The 14487-nt window shown below is 69.8% G+C and carries 11 protein-coding genes and 1 pseudogene; 3 read left to right on the forward strand and 9 right to left on the reverse strand.

The window, feature by feature from the left end:
* The first annotated feature begins 36 nt into the window (after positions 1-36).
* Positions 37-696 (forward strand): ABC transporter ATP-binding protein, encoded by a 660-nt coding sequence (locus VSO01S_RS18590; protein WP_068644303.1) that lies wholly within the window; start codon positions 37-39, stop codon positions 694-696.
* A 12-nt stretch (positions 697-708) separates the two neighbouring features.
* A complete protein-coding gene (locus VSO01S_RS18595; RefSeq protein WP_068644304.1) occupies positions 709-1158 on the forward strand; it encodes a YdeI/OmpD-associated family protein in 450 nt (149 codons plus the stop codon).
* A 15-nt stretch (positions 1159-1173) separates the two neighbouring features.
* Here VSO01S_RS18595 and VSO01S_RS18600 read toward each other — a convergent pair whose 3' ends face one another.
* From VSO01S_RS18600 to VSO01S_RS18620, 5 genes are all read right to left on the reverse strand, one after another.
* Positions 1174-2070, reverse strand: coding sequence for a RibD family protein (locus VSO01S_RS18600; protein ID WP_084241959.1), 897 nt, complete (start codon positions 2068-2070; stop codon positions 1174-1176).
* 43 nt (positions 2071-2113) lie between these two features.
* Positions 2114-2983, reverse strand: a complete 870-nt coding sequence (locus VSO01S_RS18605) for a hypothetical protein (protein WP_068644306.1) — start codon at positions 2981-2983, stop codon at positions 2114-2116.
* A 68-nt stretch (positions 2984-3051) separates the two neighbouring features.
* Positions 3052-3801 (reverse strand): Crp/Fnr family transcriptional regulator, encoded by a 750-nt coding sequence (locus VSO01S_RS18610; RefSeq protein ID WP_068644307.1) that lies wholly within the window; start codon positions 3799-3801, stop codon positions 3052-3054.
* On the reverse strand, positions 3798-4880 hold the full coding sequence (gene ydiK / locus VSO01S_RS18615; RefSeq protein WP_068644308.1) for an AI-2E family transporter YdiK: 1083 nt from the start codon (positions 4878-4880) through the stop codon (positions 3798-3800). Before ydiK ends, VSO01S_RS18610 begins: the two co-directional genes overlap by 4 nt.
* 208 nt (positions 4881-5088) lie before the next feature.
* Positions 5089-9921 (reverse strand): NAD-glutamate dehydrogenase, encoded by a 4833-nt coding sequence (locus VSO01S_RS18620; protein ID WP_068644309.1) that lies wholly within the window; start codon positions 9919-9921, stop codon positions 5089-5091.
* 163 nt (positions 9922-10084) lie between these two features.
* Here VSO01S_RS18620 and VSO01S_RS18625 point away from each other — a divergent pair, with 163 nt between their 5' ends.
* Positions 10085-11200, forward strand: a complete 1116-nt coding sequence (locus tag VSO01S_RS18625; protein ID WP_068644310.1) for a 3-deoxy-7-phosphoheptulonate synthase — start codon at positions 10085-10087, stop codon at positions 11198-11200.
* Here the strand turns inward: VSO01S_RS18625 and VSO01S_RS18630 are convergent.
* The 4 genes and pseudogenes from VSO01S_RS18630 to VSO01S_RS27565 form a co-directional block, all read right to left on the reverse strand.
* Positions 11136-11960 carry a class I SAM-dependent methyltransferase gene (locus tag VSO01S_RS18630; RefSeq protein ID WP_084241960.1) on the reverse strand — a complete coding sequence of 275 codons (825 nt, stop codon included), beginning with the start codon at positions 11958-11960 and terminating at the stop codon, positions 11136-11138. The genes VSO01S_RS18625 and VSO01S_RS18630 overlap by 65 nt on opposite strands.
* 53 nt (positions 11961-12013) lie before the next feature.
* A complete protein-coding gene (locus VSO01S_RS18635; RefSeq protein WP_068644313.1) occupies positions 12014-12619 on the reverse strand; it encodes a class I SAM-dependent methyltransferase in 606 nt (201 codons plus the stop codon).
* A 54-nt stretch (positions 12620-12673) separates the two neighbouring features.
* Entirely contained in the window at positions 12674-14227 is a 1554-nt protein-coding gene (locus tag VSO01S_RS18640; protein ID WP_068644311.1) for a CYTH and CHAD domain-containing protein, read from the reverse strand.
* Between the two features lie 26 nt (positions 14228-14253).
* Positions 14254-14487, reverse strand: a pseudogene (locus VSO01S_RS27565) (DUF4105 domain-containing protein); the annotation flags it as partial.

Genomic DNA, 14487 nt, shown 5'->3' on the forward strand with positions numbered 1-14487 from the left:
CCAGGTGCCGGAAGCCCATGCGTTAGCCTTGTGCCCATGACATCTTCACGAGCATCCGGCGCAAGCGTCAGCGGCAAGCCCATCCTCGACATCCATGAGTTGCGCTTCTCCCATGCGGACGCCGCGCCGCTGGTGGACGGATGGAGCGCCTCGATCGGCGCGGGCGTGACGCAGTTGTACGGCGACACCGGCAGCGGAAAGTCGACGCTTCTTCGCGTGCTTGCAGGCGAGCTTCCCGCCAAGGGCCGCCTGAATCTGGCGGGCGTGAGCCTTGAACACCGGCCCGAGGACTATCGAAACAACGTCTTCTTCTGCAACCCGGAAGCCGACGCGTACGACGACGCGACCCCTGCCGAATGCACAGCATCGCTCAGCGCCGGCGATGTTGACTTCAGCCAGGCGCGGTGGCAAGCCTGCGTTGAAGGATTCGCCCTGGCTCCGCACCTCGAGAAGCGGATGCACATGCTTTCGACCGGGTCGAAGCGCAAGGTCTGGTTGGCGGCTGCGCTGGCATCGGGACGTGCGCTCACTTTGCTCGACGAGCCCACCGGCGGGCTCGACGCGGCATCGACGCGCTTCCTGTGGCGCACGCTGGCCGGCCTGGCCGAACTGCCCGGCCGGGCCATCATCGTCGCCAGCGGTGCGCGAATCGATTCGGTTCCGCTGTCGGGCTCGATCGAGCTGCCACTGGGCTAGCGCCACAACCGCATGAAACTCAAATTCCAGGCAAAGGTCGCCCCTTCGGGCAATGCGGCGGCCGTGGAGGTCCCGAAGGATGGCATCGAGTCGTTCGGCGCAGGCGCGCGGCCACCGGTCGCCATCTCCATCAACGGTCACAAATGGCGAAGCAGAATCGCGGTGAAGGATGGCAAGTACCTGGTGGGCATCAGTGCGGCCAATCGACGAGCAAGCAATATCTCGATGGGCGATCTCGTGGAAGTTCTGGTGGCGCTCGACGAAGCGCCGAGGACGGTGGAGGAGCCGACCGACCTGACCGAGGCCCTGAACAAGGATCAACGCGCAAGAGCCGCCTTTGACCGCTTGCCATTCGGGCTCCAACGGAAGCACGTGGCTGCGATCGAGAATGCCAAGTCGCTCCAGACGCGGCAGCGTCGCATCGCCAAGCTCGTCAGCGACCTTCGGCAAGATGCGGCGTAGTGCACATCCCGGCACTCAGCCGCAGGACGCGCGCAGGTCCAGGTCCCACAGGATGTCCGCGCCAAAGCGATAGACACGCCCCTGCGGCCGCGCGCAGTCGCGCAGCGCCGTGCCGCCCGGCAGCGAGAGGCCCGGCCGCCCGCCGCCGATGACCAGGGGCGCGATGCTCAGGTGCAGCCGGTCCATGCAGCCCTGCTGCACGAAGCGCGACACGGTCACGCCGCCGCCCTCGACGAACAGCACGCGAAGACCACGCTCTGCCAATGCATCGAGCAGCGGGCGCAGTTGCACGCCGCCTTGGCGGTCAACCAGGCCCGGCACGGCCAGCACCTGGTGCGCGCCCACGCGCTGCGCTGCCTCCTGGCGCATGCCGGCGTCGCACGCCAGCAGCGTCGGCGCCTGCTCGTCGGTGAACACGCGCAGGTCGCGCGGCAGCCGCAGGCCGGGGTCGAGCAGCACGCGCACCGGGTTCTCGCCCGCCACCCGCCTCGTGGTGAGCTGGGGGTTGTCGATGGCCGCCGTGGCTGCGCCCACCAGCACCGCGTCGCTCAAGGCGCGCAGGCGGTGCAGATGGGTGAGCACTTCCTGGCCGTTGATGTAGTTGGCGTCGCCGCCGTGCGTGGCGATGCAGCCGTCCAGGCTCTGGCCCAGCTGCCCCACCACCCAAGGGGCGCTGCCGGCGCGGCGGTCCAGCAGGGGCTTGAGCAGTGCGAACAGTTCACCGGCCTGCGCGTCCCAGCCGCGACCCAGCGTCCAACCGCCCTCGCCTTGTTGTTGCTGCTGCCAGTGCAGCGCACCCGCGCCCTGCGCTTCGCCGGAAAAGTCGGCGCCTTCGCGGCGCGCGCGAACGAGCGCCAGGCACAGCGGCCACAGCGCATCCACGCCCAGCAGTGGGCTTGTATCCAGAGTCATGCAGGAAACAGCCTTTCGCGTCGTTGTTGTCGTCGTTGTCGCTTCACCATTTGGGCGTGTAGTAGGGATCGTCGGGCACCTTGCCGCCGCCGGAACGCTGCGGCCCCGCCCATTGCGCAATGGCCAGCGCCGCGGCCACCCAGACGGCGGCCACCGCCGCGACTACCAGCGCTTCGGCCCAGGCCCGGCCTTCGCCGCGATGCAGGCGCCGGCGCAGCACCCGCACGATGTCGCCGGCACCGAATGCCGCGGCCAGCAGCAGCACCGCGCCTGGCCGCACCGAGGTAAGCAACGCGGTGCCCTGCGCCAGCGCCAGCCAGCCGATCACCGCCACCAACAGGCCGCTGACGCCCAGCGAGATGCGCGCCACCGGCCAGAGCCACAGGGCGGTGCCCGCCACCGCGGCCGCCAGCCCCAGGCTCAACTCGAACAGCAGGGCCGAGCCCGACATCATGGACACCAGCGCCAGGCCGATGCCAGCCACGACCAGCATGGCCGCCACATGGGCGCGCGAAGGCACTTCGTAGAGCACGGCGCCGATCACCGCCATGCCCACCAGCCAGCTGCCCACGCGCGGCACCCACGGCTGCTTGCCCAATGCGACGATGACCAGGGCCCACAACAGGCCGGCGGCCAGCCATTGCGCCTTGCGGTCGGCGCGCCAGGCTTCCAGCCCCGCGCCCAGCAGTGCGGCCGAAAGAAAGACCCACGGCAGTTTTTCGGTGAGGCTGCCCGGCGGCAGGCGCCAACCCAGCACCCAGCTCAGCCCGACGAGCAGCGCCAGCGGCACGCCCAGTGCCGCCCAGCGCGCACCGGCACCCGGCCCCAGCATGGCCCGCAACACGCCGGTGGCGCCAAATGCCAGCACCAGCGGCAGGGCCAGGCTCTGGAACAGCGGATGGTGAAAGTCCATCGCTACCGGTTATGCCGGGCCGCCGCGGCTTCGTCAATCAGGCCGCGCCGACAGCCACAGCGGCCGGCTCATTCGGTGGCGTCGGAAATGCGCCGCAGCGCCGCACGGTCGATGACCACCAGGCCTTCGGCTTCGACGCGGATGGCGTTCTCGCGCTCCATGGCCTTGAGTTCCTGGTTGACGCGCTGGCGCGAGGCGCCCACCAGCTGGGCCAGCTCTTCCTGCGCCAGCTGCAGGCCGATGCGCACATGGCTGGCATCGGTGAGACTGGGCACGCCGTAGGCGCGCACCTGGTGCAGCAGCTGGCGCGCCAGGCGCGCGCGCAGCGGCAGCGCATTGAGGTCTTCCACCAGGCCGAACAGCGCCCGGATGCGGCGCGCCTGCAGCCGCAGCAGCGCGTCGTACAGCTCGGCATGCGTGGCCAGGATCTTGTCGAAGTCGGCGCGCGCCAGGCACAGCACGGTGGTGTCGCCGTGTGCATAGGTGTCGTGCGTGTTGCGCTGGCCGTCGAACAGGCCCACGTCGTTGAACCAGGCGCCCGGCTCCAGGTAGGTGAGCGCCACCAGCTTGCCCGACACGGTGACCGAACTCATGCGCACCGCGCCCTTGGCGCAGGCCAGCCAGTGTTCGGCCGGATCGCCGCGCGCGGCGATGAGCTGGCCGTCGGTGAAGCGCCGCACGAAAGCCAGGCGCAGGATGTCGTGCCGCAGGGATGGCGACAGCGAGGAGAACCAGCGGTCGCCGCTGATCGCCTTGCGCTCCTGCGCATTCAGGACCGGTTCGTCGTCCTCTTCGTCGTAGTCGTAGGGAATGCTCATGGCTTGCCTCCGCCCGTCTGCAGCGCCGGCTGGTCGCCATCGTTGAGCCAGGCGTCGATCAGCGTATAGGACACGGCCAGCATCACCGGCCCCACGAAGATGCCCACCAGCCCGAAGCCCAGCAGCCCGCCGATGACGCCGGCGAAGATCAGCAGCAGCGGCAGGTCGGCGCCGCGCTTGATGAGCCAGGGCCGCAGGAAGTTGTCCATGGTGCCCACCACCAGCGTCCACACGGCCAGGAAGATGCCCCAGCCCGTGGCGCTGTGCCAGAACACCCAGATGGTGGCCGGCAGCATCACCAGCGTGGGGCCGACCTGGATGATGCACAGCATGAACATGACGGCGGTGAGCAGCGCCGCCAGCGGCACGCCCGCAATGGCCAGGCCGATGCCGCCGATCATCGACTGGATGATGGCGGTGACGCCCACGCCCAGCGCCACGCCGCGGATGGCCTTGCCGGCCAGCACCACCGCCTCTTCGCCGCGCGCACCGCCGATGCGCCGCCCGAAGCGCCGCACCACCGCCGCCGCGCCTTCGCCGCCCGCGTACATGACGCCGGCAATGGCCACCGTGAGCATGAACTGCACCGTGAGGCTGCCCACCACGCCGGCCTGCGACACCACCCAGGTGGTGACGCGTCCGACATAGGGCGCCGCCTTGGCCTCCAGCCCCACCACGCCGGCGGCGATCAGGTCGTTCCAGAAGGCATTGATCTTCGCGCCCACCAGCGGCAGGTTGCGCACCCAGTTGGGCAGGTCCGGCGGGCCCTGGGCGATCAGTTGCCGGACCCAGGCCGACACCGTGTCGGCATGGTCGGCGATGGTGACGATGGCCATGGTCAGCGGCAGCACGAACAGCAGCAGCAGGATGACCACCATGACGATCACCGCCATCCAGCGCCGGCCCCACAGCTTGGACTCGAACCACAGCAGCGCCGGCCAGCTGGCCACCACCACCATCGCCGCCCAGATCGTCGCGCCGAGAAAGGGCCGCAGGATCCAGAGCGCCGAAGCGATCAGCAGCACGATGCTCAGTACGCCAAAAGTGATCTTGGCCAGGTCGGTGCGGGGCTCGTTCATGGTGAGTCGGTATCCAATGGGTCCGCCATCCTAGCCCAGAGCTCCCGAGGAACCGGCTTGGCCGGGCCTCCGGGAGCGCCCCCTGGAGGGGCTGAGTGCTGCGGCTCCAATGCCGCCTGCGCGGCATTGGACAGCGCGAAGGGCAAGGCCTCTGGCCGCAGCACGTATCCGAGCTACACGAAGTGAGCGAGATTCGGGGGTGGGTCAATTACGCCAGTGCCCGCAGCTCCCGCAGCGCCACCGAGAGCATGGCGGCATCCGGCGCCGGCACCGCGCGCAGCTCGGCCATGAGCTGCGCGGCGCGCTCGAGCGTGCGGCCGTTGCTGCTCGTCCAGGTGTCCACCAGCTTCTCGGGCGACTCGGTTTCGGCGTCGTGGCCGCCGCCGGCCAGCACCGCCGCCGTGATGGCGCGCTCCAGCCCCGACAGGTCGTCCAGCATGGCGCCCTTGGCCAGCATCTGCCAGTGGGCATCGCCGGGCAGCGCCGCGATGCGGTCGCGCAGCCAGGGCATGCCCAGGCGGTTGGCCAGGTCGAAGTAGATGGCGGCCACCAGCTCCACCGGCCAATGCGTGCTGCCGGCCAGCTCGGCAATGTCCAGCGTGGCGTTGAGCGAGTCGAAGGTGACCACGCGCTCGGCCAGCTCGCGCGGCACGCCGCCCTGCGTGTACTGCGCCACGGCCGCCTCGTCGCGGCCGCGCTCGTCGGCATCCAGCAGCTGCGGCAGGCGCGCCGAGAGCGTCTCCACGTTGGGCTTGAAATGGTCGATGACCGACTGCAGGTCTTCCGCCAGGCGCCGCGAGCGCAGGAACCACTTGGTGGCGCGCTCCAGCTGGCGGCTGGTGTCGGTGAGCAGCTTGCTCTGCACCGCGTCGTCCACCTTGTTGTCCAGCGCGTCCACCGCCGTCCACAGCGGCACCATGCCGAAGATCTCGCGGCTCATCAGGTAGGCGCGCACCACTTCGAAGGGACGCGCGCCGGTGGTCTCGGCCAGCCGGTGCACCAGCGTGCTGCCCACCCGGTTGATGGTGCTGTTGGTGACGTAGGTGGCGATGATCTCGCGCTTGAGCGGGTGCCGCGTCATCCAGCCGGCAAAGCGCTCGCGCAGCAGCGTGGGGAAGTAGCGCTCCAGCGCCGTGGCCACCCACGGGTCGTCGGGCAGCGGCGAGGCCAGCAGCTCGTCGTACAGCCAGATCTTGCTGTAGGCCAGCAGCACCGCCGCCTCGGGCGTGGACAAGCCCTGGCCGGCGGCGCGCCGCTCGGCCAGCTCCTCGTCGGTCGGCAAGAACTCGATGGCGCGGTTCAGCCGCCCCGCCTTTTCCAGGAACTGCATGAAGCGCGTTTGCGCGTCCAGCAGCTGCGGCGCCACCCGGTGCGTGACCGAGAGGATCTGCGTCTGGAAGATGTTGTCGCGCAGCACCAGCCGGGCCACCTCGTCGGTCATCTCGGGCAGGATGGCATTGCGCTGCTTGTCGGTCAGCTCGCCCTCGGCCAGCGGCAGGCCCAGCAGGATCTTGATGTTGACCTCGTGGTCGGAGGTGTCCACGCCCGCCGAGTTGTCGATGGCGTCGGTGTTGATGCGCCCGCCCGCGCGCGCGAACTCGATGCGCCCCAGCTGCGTGCAGCCCAGGTTGCCGCCCTCGGCGAACACCTTGCAGCGCAGCTCCTTGCCGTTGACGCGCAGCATGTCGTTGGCCCGGTCGCCCACCTGCGCATGGCTCTCGTGGCTGGCCTTGACGTAGGTGCCGATGCCGCCGTTGTAGATGAGCTGCACCGGCGCCTTCAGGATGGCGTTGACCAGCTCGGTGGGCGTGAGGTGCTCCACCTTCGCGTCGATGCCCAGCGCCGCCTTCACCTCGGGCGTGAGCGCAACCGACTTGGCCGTGCGCGCATGGATGCCGCCGCCCTTGGAGATCAGGCTCGCGTCGTAGTCGGCCCAGGACGAGCGCGGCAGCTTGAACATGCGCTCGCGCTCGACAAAGCTCTTTTCCGCATCGGGCGTGGGGTCCAAAAAGATGTGGCGGTGGTCGAAGGCCGCCACCAGCAGGATGTGGCGCGACAGCAGCATGCCGTTGCCGAACACGTCGCCCGACATGTCGCCGATGCCGGCCACGGTGAAGTCCTGGCTCTGCGTGTCGATGCCCATCTCGCGGAAATGCCGCTTGACCGACTCCCACGCGCCGCGCGCGGTGATGCCCATGGCCTTGTGGTCGTAGCCCACCGAGCCGCCCGAGGCGAAGGCATCGCCCAGCCAGTGGCCGTATTCGGCGCTTACGGCATTGGCATAGTCGCTGAAGGTGGCGGTGCCCTTGTCGGCGGCCACCACCAGGTAGGGGTCGTCGTCGTCCAGGCGCTTCACATCCGGCGGGGGCACGATGGCGCCGCCCACCCGGTTGTCGGTGATGTCGAGCAGGCCGCGCAGGTAGTCCTGGTAGCAGCTCACGCCTTCCTTCATGTAGGCCTCGCGATCGGCCGGCGAGGGCGCGCGCTTGAGCACGAAGCCGCCCTTGGAGCCCACCGGCACGATCACCGTGTTCTTCACCATCTGCGCCTTCACCAGGCCCAGCACCTCGGTGCGGAAGTCTTCCGGCCGGTCGGACCAGCGCAGGCCGCCGCGCGCCACGCGCCCGCCGCGCAGGTGCACGCCCTCGAAGCGGGTGGAGTACACGAAGATCTCGAACATGGGCTTGGGCGCGGGCAGGTCCGGCACCTTGCTCGAATCGAACTTGAAGGACAGGAAGCCCTTGCGTTCGCCCTGGGCCCCGCGCCGCCAGAAGTTGGTGCGGGTGGTCGCCATCATCAGCCCCAGCAGGCTGCGCAGCACGCGGTCTTCCGAGAGGTTGGACACCTGCTCCAGCGCCGCCTCGATCTCATCCACCTTGGCCTGCACGGCGCTCGCGTCGCCGCCGCCGGCCGGGTCGAAGCGCACGCGGAACAGCTCCACCAGCTTGCGCGCAATGGCCGCGTTGCCCACCAGCGTGCTTTCGACAAAGGCCTGCGACAGCGCAAAGCCGATCTGCTTCATGTACTTGGCGTAGGCGCGCAGCACCACGATGTCGTGCACCGGGATCCGCGCGGCCGGCACCAGGCGGTTGAAGTCGTCGTTCTCCACGCTGCCGGTGTAGACGGCGCCGAAGGCCTCCTCGAACACCGGGCGCAGCGCGTCCACGTCCACATCGGTTTCGCCCAGGGCACTGGCCAGGCCGAAGTCGTGCACCCACACCACGCTGCCGCCCTGCGTGCCGATGCGGTGCGGATGCTCGTCCAGCACCCGCATGCCCAGGTGCTCCATCATCGGCAGGCTGGTGGACAGCACCAGCGGCGCGCCGCGCACCACCAGCTTGAAGCGCAGGGTGCCGGGTGCCGCCTCCAGCGGCTTGTACAGGTTCATGCCCAGCGGGTTGGTGTCGCTGAGCTGCTCGACCAGCTCGATGTCGTGCACCGCCGCGCGCGCGGCGAATTCATCCCGATAGCCGGCCGGAAAGGCGCCGGCGTACTTGCGCAGCAGCGCGTTGCCGCGGGCCTCGCCAGCCGATTCGATCAGCGCGGCCTTCAGGTCGTCTTCCCAGCGGCGCGCAGCGTCCTTCAGGCGCTGCTCCAGCTCGCGCACGTCGTAAGGCGGAATCTCGCCGGGCTTGGTGCGCACCGTGATCTGGATGCGCGCCAGCATCGATTCGGACAAATGCACGTTGAACTCGGAGCCCTGGCCGTTGAAGGCCTTCTCGAGAATGGCCTGCCACTTCTGGCGCAGCTCGGTGGTGTAGTTCTCGCGCGGCGCGTAGATCATGCACACCACGAAGCGCTCGTAGGGCTCGCTGCGCACGAACAGGCGAAAGCGCTGACGCTCCTCCAGGTGCAGCACGCCCACTGCGGTGGCCAGCAGCTCGTCGCCGCCGGTCTGGAACAGCTCGTCGCGCGGATAGGTGTCGAGGATGTTCACCAGCGCCTTGCCCGAGTGGCTGGCCGGCGGCAGCCCGGCGCGCAGCAGCACGTCGGCCACCTTCTTGCGCAAGAGCGGAATGTCGACCGGGCTGGCGCTGTAGGCCGTGTGGGTGAACAGGCCCAGGAAGCGGTCTTCGCCCACCACCTGCCCGGCCGCGTCGAAGCGCTTGATGCCGATGTAGTCCAGGTAGCCCGGCCGGTGCACGGTGGAGCGCGAGGTGGACTTGGTGATCACCAGCAGCTGCGGCAGCCGCGCCAGCGCGCGCACCCTGGGCGGCAGGGCGGCAAAGGCCACGCCCGGGTCCTTGGCCGATTCGCGCAGGATGCCCAGGCCGGAGCCGGGCACGGTGCGCAGGGTGTCGTCGCTGCCCTGCGCCACCAGGTCGTGGCTGCGGTGGCCCAGGAAGGTGAAGTGGCCGTCCGCCAGCCAGCGCAAAAAGGCCAGGTCTTCCGACAGCTCTTCCGACGGAATGGGCGGCGCCTGCTTTTCCAGCTGGCCGACGATGTCCAGCACGCGCTGCTGCATCTTGTGCCAGTCGGCCACGGCCGCGCGCACGTCGCCCAGCACGCGCGCCAGGTCTGCCGTGAGCGCTTCGAGCTGCTTGGGGTCGGCCACGCGGTCGACCTCCACGTGGATGAAGGATTCGCGCTGCGAGTCGCCGGCGCCCACGTCGGTCAGCTGCCCCTGGGCATCGCGCTTCACGCCGATCAGCGGGTGGATGATCAGGTGCAGCGTCAGGCCGTGGCGATTGACCTCCATGGTCACCGAATCGACCAGGAAAGGCATGTCGTCGTTGACGATCTCGATGATGGTGTGGGTGGACTGCCAGCCGTGCTCGGCAATGCTGGGGTTGAACACCCGCACCTTGGCCTGCCCCGGCTCGCGCCGGCGCGCGTAACTCCAGTGAGACATGGCGGCGCCGTACAGGTCGGCCGCCTGGCGCTCGGCCAGGTCTTCGGGGTCGACCTGCCCGAAATACTCGCGCACGAAGGCCGAGAGTTGGCCGGCCGACGCGGCATCGGCCACCTTGGCCTGGATGATTTTCAGAACTTCCTCGAGGCGCTCGCTCGCCCGCCCCGCCCCTGTTGCCTTGGTTGACATTTTTATGGCTCCTTCCTTGGTTATTCGGATATCAAAATCCAGTGCGCACTATGCCAGTGCATCGGGCTGCCACTGTGAAAGCGCCGTGGCAGAAAGGCAAGCCCCGGCCGACCATCGGCTGCTTGCGACAATGGCAGGCAACTTCCCACCCACGAGCGCTCCCATGACCCAGATCGACAACCCCTTCCACGACGCCGAAGTCGGCTCTCGCGACAGCACCCTGGACACCACCCGCATCGACGACGTGCGCATCGGCGCCGTGCGCCCGCTCATCACCCCGGCCCTGCTGCAGGAGCGCGTTGCGGTGGGCAGCAGCACCCTGGCGCTGGTGGAACAGAGCCGCCGCGCCATTGCCGACGTGCTGCATGGGCGCGACGACCGGCTGGTGGTGGTGGTGGGCCCCTGCTCCATCCATGACCACGACCAGGCGCTGGACTATGCGCACCGGCTGAAGGCCCAGGCCGACGCATTGAGTGACGACCTGCTGATCGTGATGCGCGCCTACTTCGAGAAGCCGCGCACCACCGTGGGCTGGAAGGGCTACATCAACGACCCGCACCTGGACGGCAGCTTCGCCATCAACGAAGGGCTGGAGCGGGCGCGCCGCCTGCTGCTGGAGCTCACCCAGCTGGGCCTGCCCACCGGCACCGAGTTCCTGGACCTGCTGAGCCCGCAGTTCATCGCCGACCTGATCGCCTGGGGCGCCATCGGCGCGCGCACCACCGAAAGCCAGAGCCACCGCCAGCTGGCCTCGGGCCTGAGCTGCCCGGTGGGCTTCAAGAACGGCACCGACGGCAGCATCAAGGTGGCGGCCGACGCCATCCTGGCCGCCCGTGCGCCGCACGCCTTCATGGGCATGACCAAGATGGGCATGGCCGCCATCTTCGAGACGCGCGGCAATGCCGACTGCCACGTGATCCTGCGCGGCGGCAAGGCGCCCAACCATTCCGCCCAGGACGTGGCGGCGAGCTGCGAACAGCTGGCCGCCAACGGCTTGCGCGAGCAGGTGATGATCGACGTGTCGCACGGCAACAGCAGCAAGCAGCACCAGCGGCAGATCGTGGTGGCCGAGGACGTGGCCGCGCAGATTGCCGGGGGCGAGCGCCGCATCACCGGCGTGATGATCGAGAGCCACCTGGAGGAAGGCCGGCAGGACCTGGTGGCCGGCGTGCCGCTGAAGCACGGCGTCTCGATCACCGATGCCTGCATCGGCTTCACGCAGACGGTGCCGGTGCTGCAGAAGCTGGCGAAGGCCGTGGCGGCGCGCCGGCGGCGCTGAGCGCGGCGGCCCGCCCCTTGCGGCACACCAGCAGGATCTCGTCCACCTCGTCCATCGCGATGAGCCCGGGCTCCAGCTGCAGCGCCTTCTGGAACCGCAGCCCGAGCGGCATGAGGGACCGGTTGTAGGTGCTCATGGCCAGCTCGCGGTGGTGCGTGAGCCACCACATGCCGAGGTCGACCAGCCGCGACGACTGCGGCTTCATGCCGAACACCGCACTGCGCTCCACAGCCAGTGCGTTCCGTGCCAGCAAGGCCAGCAGGTGGGCGGGCTGGTAGCGCCGCTTGTGGCCGACGAAGTCGTCGAACGCGGTCCAGCGCGACGGGTGCAGCGGCGTCGACATCAGCAGCACCGCGCCCGGCCTGGCAACGCGCACCAGTTCCGCCAGCGCGCCGTCCCCGTCGTCCACATGCTCGACGATGTCCAGCGCGCAGACGAGGTCGAAGGTGGCGTCGGCAAAGGGCAGCCGCGTCACCTCGGCCAGCGTGGTCTGCCCGCCATGCTCGGTCAGCACCGACAGCGCGGGCGCGCTGATGTCCGCGAAATGCGTTCCCTCGATGGGCAGGCGGGGCCGCAGACCGGGTCCCACTTCCAGGCGCCGACCCGCTTCGGGCAAGAGGGACTGCACCAGCGGCCAGGTGTTGAAGCGTTGGGGCTCGATCAACCGGGCCTCCGACCACAGCGCGTCATAGAAGCGACGGTTCTGGTCGACAAGCGTGTTCGCGCCGCGCGGCTGCGACGACAGCTCTCGCTGGGTCATCGCTGCACTCTAGCAGCGGCGCCCCCTGCCCCGCGGCCGCGGGGCCATGCCCCTCACTCCGGCGCGTGTTCCAGCGAGAAGAGCGGCACCTCGGCCTCCCGGCTCAGCCACACGCCGCCGCCGATCTCGTGGAAATGCCGCAGCAGGCCCTGCCGGTAGACCTGCGCGCGGTGCCGGAAGATGCGCGCGTCGGTCAGGTCCTCGTCGATCACGTCGCGCTCGTAGTCCTCGCGCGTCACGGCTTCGACGTACAGCGCGCCCCGGCTCAGGCGGCCGAGGTTGTTCAGCGCGCGCTTCAGGTCGGCCGGGTTCAGGTACGGCAGCACGCCCTGGCAGACCACGAAGTCGAAGGGCTCGCGGGCCTGGTAGTCGACCACCGAGCCGCGCTCCCAGCCGAAGCGGCCGCACAGGTACTCGCTGAACTCCACGCCGTGGAAGCTGGCCTGCGGAAAGTGCCGCGCGACGATTTCCTTCCACAGGCCGATGCCGCAGCCCAGGTCGAGCACGCGCGCCACCGGCACGCGCAGGTATTGCAGGTAGGCGCACACGAACGCGCCGAGGCGCTCGACATGCATCGGGTCGACCACGCTGGTCTTCTTGTCGTAGTAGAAGCGCTGGTAGTAGGCCTCGTCGAAGAGATCAGGAGGGGCGGATTGCATCGGCAGCATTCTGACCGCTTCGACGGCGGCCGCTTCCTTGCGGCAGGGCGCCGGCTACTTCCAGAACTTTCGCGCGTCGCCCAGGGCGCACAGCGCCTTCGCGCACGCGTGGGCGCTGGCCGGCCGCTGCGCCGCGAGCCAGCCCACGGCGAACCAGGCACGCGGGGCCTGCTCGGCGGCGGCACGGTAGACGTCGATGGCCACCACATCGTCGTTGTAGTCGCCCAGCGTGTCCTGCGCCGGCAGCAGGTGCTCCACATAGCGGTGCGCCTTGTCCTTGTCGAACAGGGGCGCGACGAATTCGGCCAGGTAGCGCAGGCGCTTCAGGCGCTTGCGCGCGCGGTGCTGCTGGTCGGGCGGCAACTGCTCGAAGCGCCTTCCGGCCTTGCGCAGCTGGCGATGCAGCTTGTCCAGCCGCTGCGCCACCGCCTTGCGCACCGCAGTGGCCTCGTCCTTGTCGGCGGGTTCTGCGGCGTGGTCGTCGGGCGGCGCTGCGAAGCCGATCAGCGCCACCAGCACCTTCTGGAAGGCGGCACCGCGCACCAGCTCGCCCGGGCTGGAGACCTGTTGCGCATCGGCCGCCTGCGGCAGCTCGATCGGCGGCGCCCCGGCCGCCTGCAGGCGCGGCTGCAGCCGGGCCTGCAGCACATCGCGGTCGCGCTGCGCCCCCAGCGCGCGGAAGGATTCGACCAGCACCGGCTCCCAGGCGGCGGTGTCGAAGCGGCCCGGCGCCACGGACTCCAGCTCGCGCAGCGCGCTGCGCAGGCGGCGGATGCCCACGCGCAGCTGGTGGACCAGCTCGGGCGCAGTGGCGCCGGCCGCGATCTCGGTGGCATTGGGCAGGATCTGCGCCAGGCAGGCCGCCACCACGGCGCGCTGCAGCTCGGCACCGCTTACCTTGCCGCCCTCCGCATCGCGCAGGCGCGGCGGCGTGGCCTTGACGGCGCGAGCCTCTTCCTCTTGCGAAGAGCCTTGGTTCTCCTGCTGCTGCGCCACGCGCAGGCGCTCGCCGCGCTCGGCCTTGCTCACGGTGCTGAACCACAGGCCGTGCCGCTGCGACCAGCGCTGCGCCAGTTCCACCAGGTCGGCGACGCTGCCGCTGACCAGTTCGATCTCCAGTTCGCGCACCACGGCCACGCGCTCGGGTTTGCCGTCCGATGCCGGCGCGATGACGCGGCCCGTGTCCAGTGCCAGTTCGACGATGCTGCGGCCCAGGCGGGCGCGGCGCGTGCTGCGCCAGATGTCGGTCGCAAAGGTCTCGACCAGCGGTTCGTCTTCCAGCACGCGCGCCAGCACATCGCCCACCGGCGTGCCGTCGTGCCGCTGCAGGTCGACCGCCACCGGCGCGCCGGCGCGCGGCACGCCGAGGTCGGCGTTGTGCTCCAGCCGGTGCAGCGGCCCGTCGCCCAGCGCCTTGGCGGTCTGCACCCAGCGCCGGCCTTCCTTGCGCAGGCGCAGCGCGGCATTGTTCTTCGCCAGGCGGCCGTCGGCGGTGTCGAAGTAGCGTGCCTGCAGGTGGGTGCGCACGGTCTGGGCGCGCGCCAGGTCCTTCTGCAGCCCGGCCAGGCGATGCGCGGGAATCTCGAACTTGAATTCGATCTCGGTCAAGGTGCGTCTGCTCCTCTTTCTGGAGTCTAGTGCGGGGCCGGCGCGCCGGCACCCTCGATTTCGCGCTGGAAGAAGCGCCGGTCCATCGGCGCCAGCCGCGGCAGCAGGGTCAGCAGCACCGCGCGGCAGCGCTCGAAATCGGCCCAGCGGCTGGCCCCGGCGAGCTGCCAGGCATGCTCCAGCAAGGCCGCGGCCTGCTGCGTGGGCGTGTAGTCGGTGTCGGCGGCCAGCGCGCTCTCGGCCAGGCTGGCGCTCAGGTC

The organism is Variovorax soli NBRC 106424 (genome assembly GCF_001591385.1).
GTDB lineage: Bacteria > Pseudomonadota > Gammaproteobacteria > Burkholderiales > Burkholderiaceae_C > Variovorax > Variovorax soli.

What these genes read in the sequence shown, in the direction of transcription:
- VSO01S_RS18600 (WP_084241959.1), bottom strand. Translation starts at nt 2,070, where the DNA reads ATGACTCTGGATACAAGCCCACTGCTGGGCGTGGATGCGCTGTGGCCG.
- VSO01S_RS18620 (WP_068644309.1), bottom strand. Translation starts at nt 9,921, where the DNA reads ATGTCAACCAAGGCAACAGGGGCGGGGCGGGCGAGCGAGCGCCTCGAG.
- ydiK (WP_068644308.1), bottom strand. Translation starts at nt 4,880, where the DNA reads ATGAACGAGCCCCGCACCGACCTGGCCAAGATCACTTTTGGCGTACTG.
- VSO01S_RS18630 (WP_084241960.1), bottom strand. Translation starts at nt 11,960, where the DNA reads ATGACCCAGCGAGAGCTGTCGTCGCAGCCGCGCGGCGCGAACACGCTT.
- VSO01S_RS18635 (WP_068644313.1), bottom strand. Translation starts at nt 12,619, where the DNA reads ATGCAATCCGCCCCTCCTGATCTCTTCGACGAGGCCTACTACCAGCGC.
- VSO01S_RS18605 (WP_068644306.1), bottom strand. Translation starts at nt 2,983, where the DNA reads ATGGACTTTCACCATCCGCTGTTCCAGAGCCTGGCCCTGCCGCTGGTG.
- VSO01S_RS18625 (WP_068644310.1), top strand. Translation starts at nt 10,085, where the DNA reads ATGACCCAGATCGACAACCCCTTCCACGACGCCGAAGTCGGCTCTCGC.
- VSO01S_RS18595 (WP_068644304.1), top strand. Translation starts at nt 709, where the DNA reads ATGAAACTCAAATTCCAGGCAAAGGTCGCCCCTTCGGGCAATGCGGCG.
- VSO01S_RS18590 (WP_068644303.1), top strand. Translation starts at nt 37, where the DNA reads ATGACATCTTCACGAGCATCCGGCGCAAGCGTCAGCGGCAAGCCCATC.
- VSO01S_RS18610 (WP_068644307.1), bottom strand. Translation starts at nt 3,801, where the DNA reads ATGAGCATTCCCTACGACTACGACGAAGAGGACGACGAACCGGTCCTG.